This window comes from Terrabacter sp. GCM10028922 (assembly GCF_042666095.1).
Taxonomy (GTDB): Bacteria; Actinomycetota; Actinomycetes; order Actinomycetales; family Dermatophilaceae; genus Terrabacter.
Window position 1 is genome coordinate 309,272 of sequence record NZ_JBHTFG010000002.1, and the last position, 18,745, is coordinate 328,016.

Sequence of the window (18,745 nt, forward strand, 5' to 3'; positions counted from 1 at the left end):
GGCTCCGTGGTCTCAGCCGTCCTGACGGGCCCGCGAGCGCGAGCGGGCGACGAGGTAGCCGAGCAGTGCGAGCAGCGCGAGCGCTGCGATGACGTATGCCGCGACGTTCGTGCCGGAGTCGGCCGTGAGCGCGGTGCCCCGCGAGCTCGTGTCGGTGCCGCCCGCACTCGGGGTCGTGGCGGTCGGCGTTGCGGTCGGGGCCGCGATGGTGACCGGCTGGTCAGGGGCCTTCGCTGCTGCGCTGACCTCCTTGACGGCGCCGCCGCAGTCGGTGGTGGGGTAGCCGGCGACAGCGCAGACGAGGCCCTTCTCCGCCCGGACCTCACCCGCGGTGGCGAGCACGGCGGTGCTCGTCGCGTCCTTGTCGACGACGGCACAGGCCGCCTTGGGCTCAGGCGGCGTGGCGCCGTCGGCGGAGTCGGCTGGCCGGCCGAAGTCGACGACGAGGCCGACCCGCTTCTTGCCGTCCTGGACCGGGGTCGAGCCGCAGATCTGCTCGAACGTGAGCAGGCCGCGCGGAAAACGCGTCGAGGCCTCGTCGGCGACCGCGAACCGCCAGCCATCGACCGAGCCGTCGGCCGGGACGGTCTGGTCGGGGCCCTTCTGAGCGAAGGTCCACGCGCCGTCGGTGAGCTGGTAGAAGCCCCAGAAGCGGTAGGCGGCGGCGTGGGCCGGAGCGACCGTCAGGGCCGAGAGGCACGCTGCGACGAGCGCGGCGAGCACGACCCGGAGCGGAGCTCGACGGGCACGAGTGGCAAGGGACACGGTTTCCTCCTCGCGGTCGGACACCGTGTCGGGTCTGGAGCCGGCCCGGCTGGTGACTCCGGTCCGCATTCCACGACAGACTGACTAGGGAGCCGGGAGGGCGCGGGTTTTCCGGCTCGTCACCCCGGGCCGCACGGCGGCGGGGGGCGGCATCACGGTTGCGGGTCAGCGCCGGAGTCGCACCGGCTTGCCCCGTCGTCCTTCGGTTAAGCGAACCGTGGCACGCAGGCGGGTCAGCCGTCAAACGCGCGGCGCGGACCGGCCAACTAGGGTGACGGCATGAGCGCTGACTGGTCCTGGCTGTTCCTCGACGCCCACGGAGACACGATGGAGGGGGAGGGCCTGACGACGACGGGCTTCCCGACCCAGAGCGACGCCGAGAGCTATCTCGGCGAGTCCTGGCGCGACCTGCTCGCCGCCGGCGTCGAAGCCGTCACGCTCCGCGAGAACGGGAGTGTCGTCTACGGGCCGATGAGCCTGCGGGCCGCGGAGTGAGCAGCGCGGCCCACACGGCATCCGGCGAGGGGGACGGGCGGTCCGCCGCGCTCTCCGCGGGGCTCGAGCGGGACCTGACGGGCCGCGTGGTCTCAGCCCAGCGCAGCTGGCGCTCACCCGGCGTCAGCGTCGGTGTGGTGCGCGGCGACGCCCTCGTCTGGTCGGCCCACGTCGGGGCTGCCCGCCTCGCCCCCGAGCCGGTGCCGGCCAGCGACGACACGCAGTACATGATCGGCTCGGTCACGAAGACGTTCACGGCACTGGCGGTCATGACACTGCGCGACGAGGGCAGGCTCTCGCTCGACGACACGCTCGAGGCGTACCTCCCCGGCACCAGGCATGCACGGGTTCCTTTGCGGCAGATGCTCGCCCACGCCTCAGGCCTGCAACGTGAGCCGGTCGGCAACATCTGGGAGACCTTGGAGGCCCCGGACCGGGCGGCGTTCCTGACCGGCGTCGAGCAGGCCGAGCAGGTGCTGCCGGCGCACCACGCGTTCCACTACTCCAACCTCGCCTACGGCCTGCTCGGGCAGGTCGTCGAGCGGGTCACCGGGCAGGGGTGGGAGGACGTCGTGCGTGAGCGCGTGCTCGAGCCCCTCGGGATGACGCGCACCGGGCTGACGCCGGCGAGCGACCGCGCCGTCGGCTACCAGGTCGACCCGTATGCCGGGACGGCGCGAGAGGAGCCGCTCTTCACGCTCAACGCGACCGCGCCGCTCGGTGGCCTCTGGTCGACCGTCGCGGACATGGCGCGCTACGCCGCGTACGTCGCGAACCCTGACGACCGCGTCGTGCGGCCCGAGACGGTCGACGAGATGTGCCGGCCGCTCATCATGACCGACGTCGACGGGTGGAGCGGCGCCTACGGCCTCGGGTTCGGGATGGGCCGGCGCGGCGACCGGGTCTACGTCGGCCACGGCGGCGCGATGCCCGGCTTCCTCACCGGGCTGCGCGTGCGCCGCAAGGACGGGGTCGGCGCCATCGTCTTCGCCAACGCCACCTCGGGTGCCCTGACGCTCGCGCTCGCGACCGACCTCGTCGAGGCAGTCGTGGACGCCGAGCCGTCGCTGGCGAGCGCCTGGGTCCCCGAGGCGCCGCGACCGGACCTCGAGGACCTCCTCGGGCTGTGGTGGTCCGAGGGGTCGCCGATCACCTTCTTCGTGCGCGGCGGCGAGCTGTGGTCGCGGCTCTCCGACGACGAGCCGCTTTCGGAGACGCGGTACGCCGCCGAGGCGACCGACCGTTACCGCGCGGTCGAGGGACGCGAGCGTGGAGAGGTGCTCGAGGTGGTCAGAGCTGCCGACGGATCGGTCGAACGGCTCTACTTCGCGACGTATGCCGTGACGCGGGCGCCGCTGGCCTTCGCCGACCTGCAGGCCTGACCATCCGGTCGCAGGTGGTCAGGGTGGGCCGCCCCAGGCAAGAACCAGGCGTCATGCGAACGACGGTGGCGCCGTGGGCCCAGGTGTCAGGCGGGGTGCTCGCCGCGGCCGACCTGAGGCTTCGGCATGCGGGTGCGGCGCATCTGGAAGGCGCGCATGATCGCGTACCACGCGTCGCCCTTCTCGGCGTGGCCGAACTTGGCCTCGACCTTCCGGCGGGTGCGGCGCCACATGAGCACCGCGTCGCCGATCGCCACGAGGATGAGGCCGTAGACGAGGACGAACACGAGCAGCAGCGCCCAGCTCGTGCGGACGAAGCTGAGCAGCAGCACGATGAGCATGATCGGGAGCATGAACTCGCCGATGTTCCACCGGGCGTCGACCGAGTCGCGGATGAAGCGGCGACGTGGGCCCTTGTCGCGGACCGGGAGGTACTTCTCGTCTCCCACGAGCATGCCGGCGCGCTGCTTGGCCATAGCCTCGCGGCGGGCCGTCTTGTCCTGCTTGCTCGCGGCCTTGCGGTCGGTGACGATGAGCGGACGCTTGTTGAGGGCCTCCTGGTCACGGCGCTTGGGGGTGGGCCGGTTCTTCGCGCCGGGGCGCGCGGCCTGGTCGGCCTCCGCCTGGGCGGCCAGCTCGTCGTTGAGGGTCTTCTTGCGTCCGAACACGGACACACTCTAGGCCGAAAGGCGCGCGGCCCGGAATCGCGCCCACGGGCACCCCGACACCCGACGCTCAGCCCGGAGCGCCTGGAACCTCACGCAGGGGGACGAACCGGTACCGACCGTGGGTGCTCGTCGTCACCACGCCGCCGGCGCGCACGACGAGGGTCATCGATCCCGAGACGGGGACGACGAGGCGCCCGGGCTCGCCCAGCTGGTCCACGAGGGCCTGCGGCAGCGCGGTCGCCTCGGCCGACACGAGGATGCGATCCCACGGTGCGTGGTCGGGGTCACCGAGGACGCCAGGCCGCGGTTGCTGGATCCGGGCCCACGGCATCCGGACGCTCGCGAGGTTCTCCGCACCCCAGCGCACGAGGTCGGGCTCGAGCTCGACGCCGACGACCTCACCGGTCGGTCCCGTGAGGTGCGCGAGCAGGGCGGTCGTCCAGCCGGATCCGGAGCCGACGTCGAGGACCCGTTGACCGGGCTCGACCTGGAGGAGGCGCAACATGTCGGCCACGGTGCGCGGCTGGGAGTTCGTCTGGCCGTGCCCGATGAGGATGGGGACGTCGTGACGGGCACGAGGACGCGAGAGACGGGGGAGGAAGCGCGCGCGTGGGACGGCCCGAAAGGCCTCGTCCACCGAGTCAGCCGTGCCCATCCGTCGAGTCAAGCACGACCTGCCGCAGTGTTCACCCCGTCGCTCGGCCTCGCGGACGGGCGATGACGTGGAGCAGGGTGCCCAGCGCACGGTACGGGTCGGTCGCGCCGAGCCGCTCCTCGACGTCGAGCAGGGTCGCCAGCTCGTCGCCGTGCGGCGCGGGCGCGTCGACCGGCACGTCGTCGCTTGCGACTCGGATGCCGTACCACTGGGCCACGTCGAGGCCAGAGTCCTCGCAGTCAGCCGTGAGCGAGGCGAGGGTGTCGGCGCGTGCGTCTACCCCGATCTCGTTGCGGTAGCGGGCATCCCGGCCTTCGTCGGCGGCGAGGCGCAGCTCGTCGAGCATCGCGGTCGCAGCGGCCCAGTCGTGCCGGCGCGCGGGGCGCCACGCCATCGCGTCGCCGTTGCGGGACACGATCGACACCACCCCACCGGGAGCGACTCGGCGGGCGAGGGCGGCGACGGCCGCACGGCTCTCGGGAAGGTACATGAGCACGCCGTGGCACATCACGACGTCGTATGCCGTGGGCCGCGTGACGCTCGCGAGCCCGGCCAGGTCGGTCGCGACGAGGGTGACGCGCTCACGCTGACCGGTCGTCAGGCCACGAGCCGCCTGCTCGAACGCGCCTCGCATCCGCCCGTCGGGCTCGACCGCCGTCACCGAGTGGCCGAGTCGGGCGAGCCGGAGCGCCTGCGTGCCCTGGCCGGCGCCCACGTCGAGGACGCGCAGGGGACCGCGGGGGAGGTGGGCGGCCAGCTGGCGCGTCACCAGCTCCTGGCGCACGACGTTGCGCAGGTTGCCCAGCCGTTCGAGCCAGGGCTCCTGGCCGGCGACGAAAGCGTTGTCTCCCACGCCGCGAACCTACCCACGGGGCCCGACGGCACGAGCTCCGGCGCGCGGGGCGGCTCGGTCTCAGGGACAGCCGGCGGGTGGGTAGGGTCGGCTCCGTGACTGACGCCGCCCTCACCCCCGCCACGATCCAGCAGATCCGCGACCGCGTGGCCGACCTCATGCCGCAGGTGCGTGCCGACCTCGAGGACCTCGTGCGCATCCCGAGCGTCTCGGCGTCGTCGTTCGACCAGAGCCAGGTCGCGCGCAGCGCCCAAGCCGTCGCCGAGCTGCTGCGCCGGGAGGGCCTCGACGTGGAGGTCGTCGTCGAGGGTGGCCGCCCGGCAGTCATCGGCCACATCGCCGGTCCTGATGGTGCACCGACCGTGACGCTCTACGCGCACCACGACGTACAGCCTCCAGGCGACGACGCCGACTGGGACAGCGCGCCGTTCGAGCCGGAGGAGCGCGGCGGGCGCCTCTACGGCCGGGGGGCCGCCGACGACAAGGCCGGCGTCATGGCGCACGTCGCCGCGCTGCGCGCCCATGCCGGCAACCTGCCCGTCGGTGTGACCGTCTTCGTCGAGGGCGAGGAGGAGTCGGGCTCGCCGTCGCTCGGCACGATCCTGGAGAAGCACGGCGACCGCCTCGCGGCCGACGCCATCGTCATCGCCGACTCCGGCAACTGGGACATCGGCACACCAGCCCTGACGACGACCCTGCGTGGCGGCATCCGCGTCGTCGTCCGCGTCCAGACGCTCGACCACTCGGTCCACTCCGGCATGTTCGGTGGCGCCGCCCCGGACGCCGTCACGGCGCTCGTCCGCCTGCTCGCCTCGCTCCACGACGACGACGGCAACGTCGCCGTCGTCGGGCTCGACGCCGGCGAGGCCGCCGACATCGACTACGACGAGAAGCGCTTCCGCGCGGAGTCGGGACTGCTCGACGGTGTGTCGCTCATCGGCTCCGGCTCGATCCTCTCCCGCCTCTGGAACAAGCCGTCCATCACGACGATCGGCATCGACGCGACGACGATCGACAAGGCCTCGAACACCCTCTCCGCCAAGGCTGCCGCCAAGATCTCGGTCCGCCTGGCGCCGACCCAGGACCCACTCGTCGCCTTCGACCGGGTGCGCGAGCACCTCGAGGCCAACGCTCCGTGGGGGGCCCGCCTCACCGTGGAGCTCGAGGAGCACGGATGGGGTTTCGCCGCCGACGCCGACGGCCCGGTCTACGACGAGGCGCGTGCCTCCTTCGCCGACGCGTGGGGCACCGAGCCCGTCGACATGGGTGTGGGCGGGTCGATCCCGTTCATCTCGGACTTCTCGGCCCGGTTCCCGGACGCGTCGATCATCGTGACGGGTGTCGAGGACCCCGACACGCGCGCCCACGGCGCCAACGAGTCTCTGCACCTCGGCGAGTTCGAGAAGGTGTGCGTGGCCGAGGCCGTCCTCCTCGCGCGTCTGGGCGCCCTGCGGCGCTGACGCTCACGAGCTGACGCTCACGAGGCGGGCAGCGCCGACCCGCGGTACCGCTGCTCGCGCAGCTCGAGGGCGTACGCCTCGACGCCCGGCATGCCCAGCTCCTCGGCGACCGCGATCTCGGCCTCGACGTCGTAGGGCACCCGGACGAACGTGATGCCGACCTGCCCCGGTGGGGCGGTCTCGCCGGGTCTCGGCAGAATGCCCTCGAGGACGACGTAGGGCGCGTCGGGTGCATCGAGGGCGTTGCCGATCGAGCCGGCGTTGAAGACGGTGATGCCGTAGTCGACGGAGAGGTACGCGCCGTGGATGTCGCCGTAGCCGACGATCGTCGGCACAGGGCCGTCACCCGTGAACTCCGTCTGCGCGGCGAACGCCCGGTGCTCGGCCTCGTTCGTGGGAGCGAAGACGCGAGTGAACTCGTCGACCGGCGACGCGTGGAAGAAGCGGATCGGCTGGCCGCTCAGGACGAGCTCGTGGACGTTGGGCAGCTGCGCGAGCCAGGTCAGCTCGGAGGGGGAGAGGCCGTCGCGCACCCACTGGGCGTGCTCCCACGGCTGCACGTCGTCGCGGGCGATGAACGCGTCCCAGTTGCCGCGCACCGTCGCCGCGCACCGCTCCCGGGTCAGGCGGATGCACTCGGACCCGCGGGGCCCCTTGCCGATCACGTCGCCGAGGTTGACGACGTGCTCGATGCCCCGGCGGGCGATGTCCGCGAGCACGGCTTCGTACCCGGTGACGTTGCCGTGCACGTCGGAGACGACGGCGACCCGGTGGAGCGCTCCGTCGGGGTCGCGGGGGTCAGGCTGCACCAGCCGTCAGTCCTTGTGGGTCTTGCCGGGCAGGGCGAGCATCCGGTCGAGCGCGGCGCGGGCTTCGGCGGCCACCGTCGGGTCGACGCGGATCGGGTTGACGACGCGGCCGTCGACGAGCGACTCGAGGGCCCACACGAGGTGCGGGAGGTCGATGCGGTTCATCGTCGAGCAGTAGCAGACGTTCTTCTCCAGGAAGGCGATCCGCTGGTTGGGGAACTGCTTCGAGAGCCGGCGCACGAGGTTGAGCTCGGTGCCGACGACCCAGGACGTGCCGTCAGGGGCGGCCGCGATCGTCTGGATGATCTTCTCGGTGGACCCGACCTCGTCGGCGAGCTCGACGACCTCGTAGCGGCACTCGGGGTGCACGATGACCTTGACGCCGGGGATGTCGCGGCGAGCGGCCTCGACGGCGTCGACGGAGAAGCGGCCGTGCACCGAGCAGTGCCCGCGCCACAGGATCATCCGGGCGTTCTCGAGCTGCTCGCGGGTGAGGCCGCCGTTGGGGCGGTGCGGGTCCCACAGGACGCAGTCGTCGAGGGAGAGGCCGAGCTCGCGCACCGCCGTGTTTCGCCCCAGGTGCTGGTCTGGCAGAAAGAGCACCTTGCCGGCGCCCTTGCCGGTGCCGTCGGTGCTCTCGATCCCGCCGACCTGCTCGAAGGCCCAGTCGAGGGCGGTGCGGGCGTTCGACGACGTGCAGATCGTGCCGCCGTGGCGACCGGTGAACGCCTTGATCGCGGCGGAGGAGTTCATGTACGTCACGGGGATCGTCTGTCCGGCGACGCCCGCGGCCGTGAGCTGGTCCCAGCAGTCCTCGACCTGGGCGATCGCGGCCATGTCGGCCATCGAGCAGCCTGCGGCCAGGTCGGGGAGGATCACCGTCTGCTCGTCGCTCGTGAGGATGTCGGCGGACTCGGCCATGAAGTGGACGCCGCAGAAGACGATGTGGGGCGCATCGGGGCGGGCGGCGGCGTCGCGCGCGAGCTTGAAGGAGTCACCCGTCACGTCGGCGAACTCGATGACCTCGTCGCGCTGGTAGTGGTGCCCGAGGACGAAGACGGAGTCGCCCAGGGCCGCCTTGGCGGCGCGGGCGCGTTCGACGAGTCCGGGGTCGGACGGTGCGGGCAGGTCACCGGGACACTCGACGCCGCGCTCGGTGCGCAGGTCGGTGCCCTGGCCGAGCACGAGGAGCGGGAGTGGTGCCGGTGCCGTCGTCATGCCCAGATCGTATGCCGCTCGGCCGGGTCCCAGCGCCGCGGCCCCGGTCCCCAGACCCCGCAACACACCGAGAAGTCCTCGACGCACCGGCGTCGGACCCCGGTGTGTTGGGGGTTGCTGGGTGTGTTGCGGGGGAGAGGCGGGAAGGGGCCGGGGCGAGGGGTTGACTTCAAGTCGACTTGATGTCTGACGCTGTGGTCATCGACGTCACGACCCAAGGAGTCACGATGCCCACCGCCACCATCACCGGAGCCACGCAAGGTCTGGGACGAGCCCTCGCCGAGGCCCTCGCCGCGAGGGGCTGGGACCTCGTCGTCACGGCCCGCGACGCGTCCGCCCTCTTGAGCACCGTCGCCTCGCTGCGCCGTCATGGCCACGTCGTCGCGGGACTCGCAGGCGACGTCAGTGACTCGGTGCACCGAGGCGAGGTGGTCGACCTCGTCGCCGAGGTGACCGGCAACTCGGGCCTCGACCTGCTCGTCAACAACGCGAGCACCCTCGGTCCCGTGCCGCTGCGCCCGCTCCGCGACCTGACCACCGACGACCTCGCCGCGGTCCTCGCCGTCAACGTGCTGGCCCCGCACGCGCTGGTCCGGTCCCTGCTGCCCGCGCTCGAGACCGCGAAGGGCGCCGTCATCGACGTCTCATCCGACGCCGGGGTCGAGCACTACGAGACGTGGGGCGGTTACGGTGCCTCCAAGGCGGCCCTCGACCACCTCACCCTGACCCTGGCGGCCGAGACCCCCACCATCGCGCTGTATGCCGTCGATCCTGGCGACATGCGAACGGCGATGCACCAGGCCGCCTTCGCGGGGGAGGACATCAGCGACCGGCCGCTGCCCGAGGAGGTCGCCGTGCCGGGGATCCTCACCCTGATCGACTCCCGTCCGGAGAGCGGCCGCTACCGCGCAGCGGACCTGGCGAGTGACCGCACGACGAACGGCACGACGGACGGCACGACGGACCTCACGACGGACCTCACGGGCGAGGTCGCGCCGGGGGTGGCCTCGTGACGACGTCATTGGCGCACGTCCCGCACACCGTGTTCCGCGAGACCGGCGACCTGACGGCCGACGCACCGCCGGAGGCCCGTGGACTGCGGCGCGACGGCATACGGCTGCTCGTGGCGTCCGAGACGGCGGGCGGCACCACGGTCGCGCACACGACCTTCGCCCACCTCGGCGGCCATCTCGGCCCGGGCGACCTGCTCCTCGTCAACAACTCGGCGACGGTGGCCGGCGAGGTCGACGGCCGGGTCCCGGGGCGTGGGGCCGTCGTCGTGCACGTCGCGACGGAGCTCGACGACTGCACCTGGGTCGTCGAGCTGCGGAGCGCACCGGATGCCGCGAGGCCCCTGCTCGACGCGGTAGAGGGCGACGTCGTCGAGCTCGCGGCGGGTGGCCCTCGGCTCCGGCTCGAGACGCCGTACCCGCGACCCAACTCGTCGCCGACGGGCCACGGCAACCGCCTCTGGCGGGCCGTGGAGCTCGACGACTGCGTTCTCGCCGCGCACCTCGAGCGGCACGGACGACCGATCGCCTACGGCTACCTCCGCGAACGGTTCCCGGTCGCGGACTACCAGACGGTCTTCGCCCAGCTGCCGGGCAGTGCGGAGATGGCGAGCGCGGGACGGCCGTTCACGCCCGCGCTCGTGACGCGCCTCGTCTCGTCCGGCATCCACATCGCACCGATCACGCTGCACACCGGGCTGTCGTCCCAGGAGGCCGGCGAGGCGCCACAGCCCGAGCGGTTCGCGGTGTCGGGCGACACGGCGGCGCTCGTCAACCTCGTGCGCACTCGCGGTGGGCGCGTCGTCGCCGTCGGCACGACGGCGACGCGCGCCATCGAGTCGGCGGCCGACGAGAGCGGCACCGTGCACGCGGCAGCGGGCTGGACGGACGTCGTGATCTCGCCCGACCGCCCGGCCCGGGTCGTCGACGGGCTCGTCACGGGGTGGCACAACCCGGACGCCTCGCACCTGCTCCTCGTCGAGTCGGTGGCCGGCGCCGGCCTGACCCAGCGGGCCTACGACGAGGCGGTGGCGCACCGGTACCTGTGGCACGAGTTCGGCGACGCGGGTCTGTTCCTCCCAGCCCGCTGAGCCCAGCCACCACGGACCCGTGACCACCACCTGACCCGGCGCGGATGCGAGGATGCCGCCGTGGACGTCATCATCGCCCCTGACTGCTACACCGGAACCCTCACGGCGAGCCAGGCCGCCGCCGCGATGGCCGACGGTTGGGCTCGCTCTGCACCGCATGACCGGCTCACCCTCGTGCCGCTGTCCGACGGCGGCCCGGGCTTTGTCGACGTCCTTGCCGACAACCTCGAGGGCGAGGTCCTCGCGCTCGTCACGACGGACCCGCTCGGACGCGAGGTTCCGGGCACGATCCTGCTCACGACCGGGGCGGCCGGCCGCACGGCATACGTCGAGTCGGCGCAGGCCGCGGGCCTGCACCTGCTGGCACCGGACGAACGCGACCCCACCCGGGCGACGACGGCCGGCGTCGGCACGCTCCTGCTCGCCGCACTCGACGCGGGGGCGCGACGTGTCGTCATCGGGCTCGGGGGGTCGGGCACCAACGACGCGGGCGCCGGGCTGCTCGCCACGCTCGGCGTCGGCCCCGCGTCCCGCCTCGCGCGGGGTGGTCTCGCCCTCGAGGCGACGACGGTGGAGGACCTCGCAGGACTGGACGCCGCACGGGACCGCCTCAAGGGCGTCGACCTCGTCATCGCCAGCGACGTCGACTCGCCCCTGCTGGGGCTCAAGGGGGCGAGTGCCGTGTTCGCTCAGCAGAAGGGCGCCAGCGAGGAGGACGCTCAGCGGCTCGAGAGCGCGCTCGGGCACTTCGCGAGCGTCGTCTCGCGCGTGCGACCGCCGGCCAGGGACCTGCTCACCGGCACGCTCCTCAAGCCCGAGCGCGAGCCGGGCGCCGGCGCCGCCGGCGGCCTGGGCTACGGGCTGCACCTGCTCGGCGCGCGTCGGGTCTCCGGCGTCGAGGCCGTCCTCGACGCCGTCGGTTTCACCGACCTCGTGGCCTCCGCAGACCTCGTCGTGACGGGCGAGGGGAGCTTCGACTGGCAGTCCCTGAGCGGCAAGGTCGTCGTCGGTGTCGCGGAGGCCGCCAGCCGGGTCGGAGTGCCCGCCATCGTCGTGCCGGGGCAGTCCCTCGTCGGACGCCGGGAGGCGATGGCAGCCGGCCTCTCCGGGGTCTATGCCGTCGCGGAGCGCCCAGACCAGGTGGCTGCCGCCCTCGCTGACCCCGCCGCCCGCCTGGCCGACCGCACGGCACGGGTGGCGCGGACGTGGTCGCCGTCCACATCGTGAGCCGTGGTACACGCGCAGGATGCACGGATCGGCACGGGCTCGACGTATCCTTGGAGCGCCGGGAACACATCCGGCGAGGCATGGGTTGTCACTCCTGACCCATGCTCCACGACGTGAAGGACCAACACATGAGTGTCGAGACGAACGCATCTCCCGCCGAGGTTCAGACCGAGGCTCCCGCCCACGGTGTCGTCCTGACGGATGTCGCGGCGACCAAGGTCAAGAGCCTGCTCGAGCAGGAGGGTCGCGACGACCTCCGCCTCCGTGTGGGCGTGCAGCCCGGCGGCTGTTCCGGCCTGATCTACCAGCTCTACTTCGACGAGCGCACCCTCGACGGTGACCTCGTGCGCGACTTCGACGGCGTCGAGGTCGTCGTCGACCGCATGAGCAGCCCCTACCTCGAGGGCGCCACCATCGACTTCGCCGACACGATCGAGAAGCAGGGCTTCACGATCGACAACCCCAACGCCGGCAGCAGCTGCGCCTGCGGCGACTCGTTCAGCTGAGCCGCACCTCACCCGATCACCCACGAAGGGCCCGACCGCCACGGTCGGGCCCTTCGTCGTCTAGGTTCTGGGGTGTGCAGATCGCTATCACCGGGTCCATCGCGACCGACCACCTGATGACCTTCGACGGGCTCTTCGCCGACTCGCTCGTGGTCGAGCAGCTCGACAAGATCTCGTTGTCGTTCCTCACCCAGGACCTCCAGGTCCGGCGAGGCGGGGTGGCCGCGAACATCGCGTTCGGCATGGCCAACCTCGGGCAGCGGCCGTTGCTCGTGGGGGCTGTCGGAGAGGACTTCACCGACTACCGCAGCTGGCTGGAGCGCCACGGCGTCGACTGCGCCGGCGTGCACTACTCCGAGTCACAGCACACGGCCCGCTTCATCTGCACGACCGACCGCGACATGGCGCAGATCGCGACCTTCTACGCCGGCGCCATGACCGAGGCCCGCGACATCGAGCTCGGCCCCGTCGCCCAGCGCGCCGGCGGCCTCGACCTCGTCGTCGTCGGGGCCAACGACCCCGAGGCGATGCTGCGCCACTCCGACGAGTGCCGCTCGCGGGGCATCCCCTTCGCCGCCGACCCGTCGCAGCAGCTGGCATTCTGCGACGGTCCGACCATCGCGCGCCTCATCGAGGGCGCCGAGTACCTCTTCACCAACGAGTACGAGAGCCATCTCACCTGTCAGAAGACGGGCTGGAGCGAGGAGGAGCTCTCGCAGGCGGTCCGGGTGCAGGTCACGACGCGCGGCAAGGACGGCGTCGTCGTCCGGGTCAGGGGCGAGGAGCCCGTCGAGGTCGGCATCGCGCGTGAGGTCCGCAAGGCGGACCCGACCGGCGTCGGCGACGCCTTCCGCGCCGGATACCTCACCGGCCTCGCCGCCGGGCTGCCCGTCCGGCGGTGCGCCGAGCTGGGCTCGATGCTCGCGACCTACGTCATCGAGACGGTCGGCACCCAGGAGTACGTCCTCGGCAAGGCCCGGTTCCTCGAACGGCTCGCGGAGGCCTACGGCACGGAGTCGGCCGACGAGATCGGTCCCCACGTCACGTGCCCCCGGCCGTGACGCCGTCGTCGACCGAGTCCGCCTGACGGCGGACGACGAGACCCGAGACCGCCCCGAGACCCGCGAGCCGACCGTGCCGACGCCGCCGCAGCCGACCCCCTGGGACTTCGCGCTCGACCGCGTGCCAGCGGGGGAGGACCTCATCGGCATCGGGGCCGACCTCGAGGTCGCGACCCTCTACGAGGCCTACTCGATCGGTGTCTTCCCGATGGGTATCGGTGACCACGGCAGCGAGCCGATCGGGTGGTGGTCGCCCGACCCGCGAGGCATCCTGCGCCCGCGCGAGCTGCGGGTCAGCCGGTCCCTGCACAAGGCCGTCGCCCACTTCGAGATCCGGGTCGACACCTGCTTCCGCGAGGTCGTCGAGGCGTGCGCGTCGCCCGACCGCGAGGGCCGTTGGATCACGCCGCAGATCGTCGACGCGTACGTCGAGCTGCACCGGGCCGGCTGGGCGCACTCCGTGGAGACGTGGCAGGACGGTGAGCTCGTGGGCGGCCTCTACGGCGTCGCGATCGGCGGCCTCTTCGCCGGGGAGTCGATGTTCCACCACGCGCGCGACGCCTCCAAGGTCGCGCTCGTCGGCCTGTGCGACCTCCTCCTCGCCGACGCCGACCCGCGCCGTCTCGTCGACGTGCAGTGGCAGACGCCGCACCTGGCGACGCTGGGGGTCCGCGAGGTGCCGCGCGAGGAGTACCTCGCGACCCTGCCGACGGTGCTCAGCGCCCCGCTGCCGGTCTGCTGGGCCTGAGCACCTCGACGACGTATGCCGTGTGGTCACCCTCGTCGCGCGCGTCGACGAAGCGGTGCCCGCGCATGCGGCACCAGGCGGGGATGTCGTGCGCGGCGGCCGGGTCGGTCGCGAGGACCGTGACGGCGCGCAGGTCCGGCTCGTCCTGCACGGCGCGGGCGAGCCGGATGACGGGCAGAGGGCAGCGCTGGCCGCGGGCGTCGACGACGGCGTCACGGACCATGGGTGGGCCGAAGTCCGGCTCCTCGCCGCTCACAGGTCCCCGACCCCGAGCTGGTCGCGCACGGCCCGGATGGTCGGTGCGATGGCTGCGGTGAACGCCGCGACGTCGTCGGAGATCCCGGGCGACACGGCAGGCAGCGGCAGTGTCAGGCGCACGTTGCCGTGGGTCAGCACGCCCATGGCGGCGAGGACGTGGCTCGGCTCGAGGGTGCTGGACGTGCAGGCCGAGCCGCTCGCCACGGCGAAGCCGGCCTCGTCGAAGGCACCCACGACGGCTTCGCCGTCGACGTAGAGGCTCGAGAACGTCACGACGTGGGGGAGGCGGTCGACGGTGTGACCCACGACCTCGGTGTCGGGGACGACCGCTGCGGCTGCCCGGATGTCGTCGACCAGGGAGTGGGCCAAGGCCGCGTCGGCCGCGCGCGTCGCGGCGGTCTGCTGCCACGCCTCGGCGGCGGCGAGGGCCAGGGGCACCCACGGGGTGACGTCGGTGCGACCCTCCTCGACGTCGGCGCGCGACTCGGACCAGTGCCACCGCACGCCTTCGCGGACGACGAGGATGCCGAGCGGGGGACCACCCCACGAACGTGCGTCGCCGACGAGTACGTCCCAGTCGGCCGGCACGTCGTCACGCCCGAGCGAGGCCATCGCGTCCACGACGAGAGGTGCGCCGTGGGAGACCGCGGCCGCCCGGGCCGCGGCGAGCGGTTGCCGGGTGCCGACCTCCCCGTTCGCGCTCTGCAGGACCGCGACCACGGTGCCGGGGTGTCCCACCGCCTCGCGCCACGCGTCGAGGTCGACACGACCGGTCGCGTCCACCGCCACCTCGTCGAGCAGGTCGGCGTCGTCGGCGCCGGCCGCCCGGGCCCGGCCGGGCACGAGCACCGCGGAGTGCTCGACCGCGGAGGCCACGGTGCGCGCGCCACGCCGGCGGGCGGCATACAGCACGCCGTCGACGGCCCGGGCCAGCGCGGTCGGCCCGCTGGGCAGCAGACTGACCTCGCTCGGCCGCACCCCCAGCCCCGCGGCCAGGACCTCTCGCGAGCGGTCGAGCAGGGCGCGCGCCCGGCGGCCCTCCGCGTGGAGTCGCGCGGGGTCGGCCCAGCCCACCTCGAGCGCCGCCAGCAGGGTGTCGCGGGCCACCGGGTGGAGGGGCCCGGCGGACGCGTCGAGCAGGCGCCGGGAGGCCTGCGCGGGGGCCGGCACCGGGCGTCCGACGTTCGTGCCGGGATCGTGACTGACCACGCCGCAACGTTAGCCGCCCCCTGCGGACAGTGTGACGAGCGGGACGGTAGGGTTGCGCCGTGGGCTTTGCGGCCCCGACGGTTTGACGTGAACACGTTCGACGCGCGCAGCGCGCGCCCACGTACGGAACGAAAGGTGCACCTGGTGCCTGAGCACGAAGACACCCCAGCTGCGACGCCTCCCGCGTCGCCGGTGGTGACGCAGGTGGTGACGGAGACCGGGCGGCGACGCCGGGCGGCCCGCGTCGGCGGAGTCGCTGCTCTTGCGGCCTTCGCCCTCAGCGGATGCGCCTACCGGGCGTCGGACGGATACCTGCCCCCGGTGGTCTCCGACAGCGGCCAGCGGGTCTCCGACCTGTGGATCGGCAGCTGGATCGCGACCCTGGCCGTCGGTGCCATCACCTGGGGCCTGATGCTCTACGCCGCCATCCGCTTCCGCAAGCGCAAGGGCGACGAGACGCTGCCGGTGCAGCTGCGCTACAACGTGCCGATGGAGCTGCTCTACACCGTCATCCCGGTGTTCATGGTGGCCGTCTTCTTCTACTACACGGCGCGTGACGAGGCTGCCCTCGTCGACACGAGCACGAAGAAGGACCTCACGGTCAGCGTCGTCGCCAAGCAGTGGAGCTGGGACTTCAACTACGTCGACTCCGACGTGCACGAGAGCGGGGTGCACACCGAGCTCGACGGCTCCGAGGGCAAGCGCGCCCAGATGCCGGTCCTCTACCTGCCGGTCAACAAGCGCGTCGAGTTCGTCCTCAACGCCCGTGACGTCATCCACAGCTTCTGGGTGCCGGCGTTCATGATGAAGATGGACATCCTTCCGGGCAAGACCAACAAGTTCCAGCTGACGCCCACGCAGATCGGCACCTTCCAGGGCAAGTGCGCCGAGCTCTGCGGCGCCTACCACTCGCAGATGCTCTTCATGGTCAAGGTCGTCCCGCAGGCGGAGTACGACCAGGAGATGGCGCGCCTCGCCTCCATCGGCCAGAAGGGTCTCATCCCCGTCGACGTGAGCCGCGAGAAGATGGTTCAGGCCGACATCGACAAGATCCCCGCACCCGCCCGCACTGGGAGCAACTGATGACCTCCACCACGTACAACCGTGAGGCGCAGGCCCCGGGCCTGACCGTCGCCCGGCCGCGGCTGGCCAAGGGCCAGACGTTCGTGAAGTGGGTGACGACGACCGACCACAAGGTCATCGGCAACCTCTACTTCATCACGTCGTTCGTCTTCTTCCTGCTCGGCGGCGTCATGGCGCTGCTCATCCGCGCCGAGCTCCTCGCCCCGGGCCTGCAGGTCGTCGACAACCCCGACCAGTACAACCAGCTGTTCACGATGCACGGCACGATCATGCTGCTGCTGTTCGCGACGCCGCTCTTCGCCGGCTTCGCCAACGCCGTGATGCCGCTGCAGATCGGTGCGCCCGACGTGGCGTTCCCGCGCCTCAACATGTTCGCGTACTGGCTCTACCTCTTCGGTGGGCTCATCGCGACGGCAGGCTTCCTGACGCCGGCCGGTGCAGCCGCGTTCGGCTGGTTCGCCTACGCGCCGCTCTCCGACGTCAGCTACACGCCGGGCCTCGGCGGTGACCTGTGGGTCTTCGGCCTCGCGTTCGCGGGCTTCGGCACGATCCTCGGCGCCGTCAACTTCATCACGACGATCATCTGCATGCGCGCGCCCGGCATGACGATGTTCCGGATGCCGATCTTCACCTGGACGGTGCTGATCACCGCGCTGCTGGCGATCCTCGTCTTCCCGATCCTGGCCGCTGCGCTGTTCGCGCTCGGTGGTGACCGCCGCTTCGGGATGCACATCTTCGACGCCGAGAACAACGGAGCGATGTTGTGGCAGCACATGTTCTGGTTCTTCGGGCACCCGGAGGTCTACATCATCGCGCTGCCGTTCTTCGGCATCATCAGTGAGGTCCTGCCGGTCTTCTCGCGCAAGCCGATCTTCGGCTACAAGACCCTCGTCTTCGCCACGATCGCCATCGCGGCCCTCTCGGCGAGCGTCTGGGCGCACCACATGTACGTCACCGGGCAGGTGCTCCTACCGTTCTTCGCGGTCATGACGATGCTCATCGCCGTGCCCACAGGTGTGAAGTTCTTCAACTGGATCGGCACGATGTGGGGCGGCAAGGTCGTCATGGCCACGCCGATGCTGTGGGCGATGGGCTTCCTCGCGACGTTCCTGTTCGGCGGCCTGACCGGCATCATCCTGTCCAGCCCTGCGCTCGACTTCCACCTGTCCGACAGCTACTTCGTCGTCGCGCACTTCCACTACACGGTCTTCGGCACCGTGGTCTTCGCGATGTTTGCCGGCTACTACTTCTGGTGGCCCAAGCTGACCGGCCGGATGCTCGACGAGACGCTCGGCAAGATCCACTTCTGGATGCTGTTCATCGGCTTCCACATGACGTTCCTCATCCAGCACTGGCTCGGCGTCGAGGGCATGGCCCGTCGTTACGCCGACTACCTGCCGGAGGAGGGCTTCCAGCTCGCGAACATCGTCTCGAGCGTCGGCGCCTTCCTGCTCGGCGCGTCGATGATCCCGTTCGCCTACAACGTCTGGAAGACGTGGCGAAGCGCCCCCCTCGTCGAGTCCGACGACCCGTGGGGCTACGGCGCCTCCCTCGAGTGGGCGACCTCGTGCCCGCCGCCGCGCCACAACTTCACGTCGCTGCCGCGGATCCGGTCCGAACGACCGGCGTTCGACCTGCACCACCCCGAGGCTGCGGCCGGCGTCGCACCCGTCGCCGACCAGAGCACCCTCGTCCAGGTCATGGGACCGGCTGACGTCGGCGCACCCGCGAAGACCACCACCGGCACCGAGAAGCGTGAGGACTGACCCCGATGCGCGTCGAGACCAAGCTCTTCCTGTACCTGTTCGTCTTCTTCGTGCCCGTCACGCTCATCTACGGCTTCTGGTCGAAGTGGGAGGAGCCCATCGGCGTCACGGCCCTGGTCCTGACGGCCATGCTCTTCGCACTCAGCGGCTTCTACCTCTGGATGACGGGCAAGAAGCTGCCGCTGCGTCCCGAGGACAACGCGGCCGGTGAGATCGAGGACGCGGAGGGCAACTACGGCTACTTCGTGGCCAGCTCGTGGACCCCGCTCTGGCTCGCGGGTGCCGGTGCCCTGATGTTCGCGGGCCTGGCCATCGGTTGGTGGCTGTTCATCATCGGCGCGTCCCTCGGCGTCGTCGCGGTCTGCCTCTGGGTGTTCGAGTCCTTCTCGGGCGAGTACTCCATCTGACGCACCGCCCACGCACACGAGAAGGGCCCCGGTCGTCGACCGGGGCCCTTCATCGTCCTGCTGGCCGGCCCCTG

20 protein-coding genes and 1 riboswitch are annotated in these 18,745 nt (G+C 71.8%); of the genes, 12 read left to right on the forward strand and 8 right to left on the reverse strand.

Features of this window, described 5'->3' with window-relative positions; translation table 11 throughout:
* Positions 1-12: 12 nt before the first annotated feature.
* On the reverse strand, positions 13-765 hold the full coding sequence (locus tag ACFQU3_RS02855) for an SCO2322 family protein (protein WP_385906172.1): 753 nt from the start codon (positions 763-765) through the stop codon (positions 13-15).
* 102 nt (positions 766-867) lie between these two features.
* Positions 868-981: riboswitch (cobalamin riboswitch) on the reverse strand.
* 63 nt (positions 982-1,044) lie between these two features.
* Here ACFQU3_RS02855 and ACFQU3_RS02860 point away from each other — a divergent pair.
* Positions 1,045-1,260, forward strand: a complete 216-nt coding sequence (locus tag ACFQU3_RS02860) for a hypothetical protein (RefSeq protein WP_385906175.1) — start codon at positions 1,045-1,047, stop codon at positions 1,258-1,260.
* Positions 1,257-2,642: a serine hydrolase domain-containing protein gene (locus ACFQU3_RS02865; RefSeq protein WP_385906178.1), complete on the forward strand. Its 1,386-nt coding sequence runs from the start codon at positions 1,257-1,259 to the stop codon at positions 2,640-2,642. Before ACFQU3_RS02860 ends, ACFQU3_RS02865 begins: the two co-directional genes overlap by 4 nt.
* An 86-nt stretch (positions 2,643-2,728) precedes the next feature.
* Here ACFQU3_RS02865 and ACFQU3_RS02870 read toward each other — a convergent pair whose 3' ends face one another.
* The 3 genes from ACFQU3_RS02870 to ACFQU3_RS02880 all read right to left on the reverse strand — a co-directional run bounded on the left by ACFQU3_RS02870 (position 2,729) and on the right by ACFQU3_RS02880 (position 4,818).
* Entirely contained in the window at positions 2,729-3,310 is a 582-nt protein-coding gene (locus ACFQU3_RS02870) for a DUF3043 domain-containing protein (protein WP_385906181.1), read from the reverse strand.
* Between the two features lie 67 nt (positions 3,311-3,377).
* Positions 3,378-3,965, reverse strand: coding sequence for a protein-L-isoaspartate O-methyltransferase (locus tag ACFQU3_RS02875; RefSeq protein ID WP_385906183.1), 588 nt, complete (start codon positions 3,963-3,965; stop codon positions 3,378-3,380).
* Positions 3,966-3,996: 31 nt separating this feature from the next.
* Positions 3,997-4,818, reverse strand: a complete 822-nt coding sequence (locus ACFQU3_RS02880) for a class I SAM-dependent methyltransferase (RefSeq protein WP_385906186.1) — start codon at positions 4,816-4,818, stop codon at positions 3,997-3,999.
* Between the two features lie 95 nt (positions 4,819-4,913).
* On the opposite strand from ACFQU3_RS02880, the gene ACFQU3_RS02885 reads away from it, so the two are divergent.
* Positions 4,914-6,278, forward strand: coding sequence for a dipeptidase (locus ACFQU3_RS02885; protein ID WP_385906189.1), 1,365 nt, complete (start codon positions 4,914-4,916; stop codon positions 6,276-6,278).
* A 17-nt stretch (positions 6,279-6,295) separates the two neighbouring features.
* On the opposite strand, the gene ACFQU3_RS02890 is transcribed toward ACFQU3_RS02885, so the two are convergent.
* On the reverse strand, positions 6,296-7,087 hold the full coding sequence (locus tag ACFQU3_RS02890; RefSeq protein WP_385906192.1) for a metallophosphoesterase family protein: 792 nt from the start codon (positions 7,085-7,087) through the stop codon (positions 6,296-6,298).
* 6 nt (positions 7,088-7,093) lie between these two features.
* The gene (gene nadA, locus ACFQU3_RS02895; protein ID WP_385906195.1) at positions 7,094-8,305 is read right to left on the reverse strand and encodes a quinolinate synthase NadA; all 1,212 of its coding nucleotides are present in this window, start codon (positions 8,303-8,305) and stop codon (positions 7,094-7,096) included.
* A gap of 182 nt (positions 8,306-8,487) precedes the next feature.
* Here nadA and ACFQU3_RS02900 point away from each other — a divergent pair, with 182 nt between their 5' ends.
* From ACFQU3_RS02900 to aat, 6 genes are all read left to right on the forward strand, one after another.
* Positions 8,488-9,318, forward strand: coding sequence for an SDR family NAD(P)-dependent oxidoreductase (locus ACFQU3_RS02900; RefSeq protein ID WP_385906198.1), 831 nt, complete (start codon positions 8,488-8,490; stop codon positions 9,316-9,318).
* Positions 9,315-10,406: an S-adenosylmethionine:tRNA ribosyltransferase-isomerase gene (locus tag ACFQU3_RS02905; protein ID WP_385906201.1), complete on the forward strand. Its 1,092-nt coding sequence runs from the start codon at positions 9,315-9,317 to the stop codon at positions 10,404-10,406. Before ACFQU3_RS02900 ends, ACFQU3_RS02905 begins: the two co-directional genes overlap by 4 nt.
* Before the next feature lie 60 nt (positions 10,407-10,466).
* Positions 10,467-11,633, forward strand: coding sequence for a glycerate kinase (locus ACFQU3_RS02910; RefSeq protein ID WP_385906204.1), 1,167 nt, complete (start codon positions 10,467-10,469; stop codon positions 11,631-11,633).
* Positions 11,634-11,761: 128 nt separating this feature from the next.
* Complete coding sequence (gene erpA, locus ACFQU3_RS02915; protein ID WP_045192555.1) at positions 11,762-12,139, forward strand: iron-sulfur cluster insertion protein ErpA; 378 nt, start codon at positions 11,762-11,764, stop codon at positions 12,137-12,139.
* A 74-nt stretch (positions 12,140-12,213) separates the two neighbouring features.
* Complete coding sequence (locus tag ACFQU3_RS02920) at positions 12,214-13,200, forward strand: carbohydrate kinase family protein (protein WP_385906207.1); 987 nt, start codon at positions 12,214-12,216, stop codon at positions 13,198-13,200.
* 73 nt (positions 13,201-13,273) lie between these two features.
* Positions 13,274-13,948 (forward strand): leucyl/phenylalanyl-tRNA--protein transferase, encoded by a 675-nt coding sequence (gene aat / locus ACFQU3_RS02925; protein WP_385906210.1) that lies wholly within the window; start codon positions 13,274-13,276, stop codon positions 13,946-13,948.
* Here aat and ACFQU3_RS02930 read toward each other — a convergent pair.
* Together ACFQU3_RS02930 and ACFQU3_RS02935 are read right to left on the reverse strand one after the other, a co-directional pair.
* Positions 13,917-14,171, reverse strand: a complete 255-nt coding sequence (locus ACFQU3_RS02930) for a sulfurtransferase TusA family protein (RefSeq protein ID WP_385906604.1) — start codon at positions 14,169-14,171, stop codon at positions 13,917-13,919. The two genes, aat and ACFQU3_RS02930, sit on opposite strands and share 32 nt — an antisense overlap.
* Positions 14,172-14,200: 29 nt before the next feature.
* Positions 14,201-15,415: a cysteine desulfurase family protein gene (locus ACFQU3_RS02935; RefSeq protein WP_385906213.1), complete on the reverse strand. Its 1,215-nt coding sequence runs from the start codon at positions 15,413-15,415 to the stop codon at positions 14,201-14,203.
* 192 nt (positions 15,416-15,607) lie between these two features.
* Between ACFQU3_RS02935 and coxB the strand changes: the two genes are divergently transcribed.
* From coxB to ACFQU3_RS02950, 3 genes are read left to right on the forward strand one after another with little or no spacing between them, the layout of a single operon-like run.
* Positions 15,608-16,498 carry a cytochrome c oxidase subunit II gene (gene coxB, locus ACFQU3_RS02940; RefSeq protein ID WP_385906606.1) on the forward strand — a complete coding sequence of 297 codons (891 nt, stop codon included), beginning with the start codon at positions 15,608-15,610 and terminating at the stop codon, positions 16,496-16,498.
* On the forward strand, positions 16,498-18,264 hold the full coding sequence (ctaD, locus tag ACFQU3_RS02945; protein ID WP_385906216.1) for a cytochrome c oxidase subunit I: 1,767 nt from the start codon (positions 16,498-16,500) through the stop codon (positions 18,262-18,264). The genes coxB and ctaD overlap by 1 nt, the downstream gene beginning before the upstream one ends.
* Positions 18,265-18,269: 5 nt before the next feature.
* Positions 18,270-18,671, forward strand: a complete 402-nt coding sequence (locus tag ACFQU3_RS02950; protein ID WP_385906218.1) for a cytochrome c oxidase subunit 4 — start codon at positions 18,270-18,272, stop codon at positions 18,669-18,671.
* The last annotated feature ends 74 nt before the right edge of the window (positions 18,672-18,745 follow it).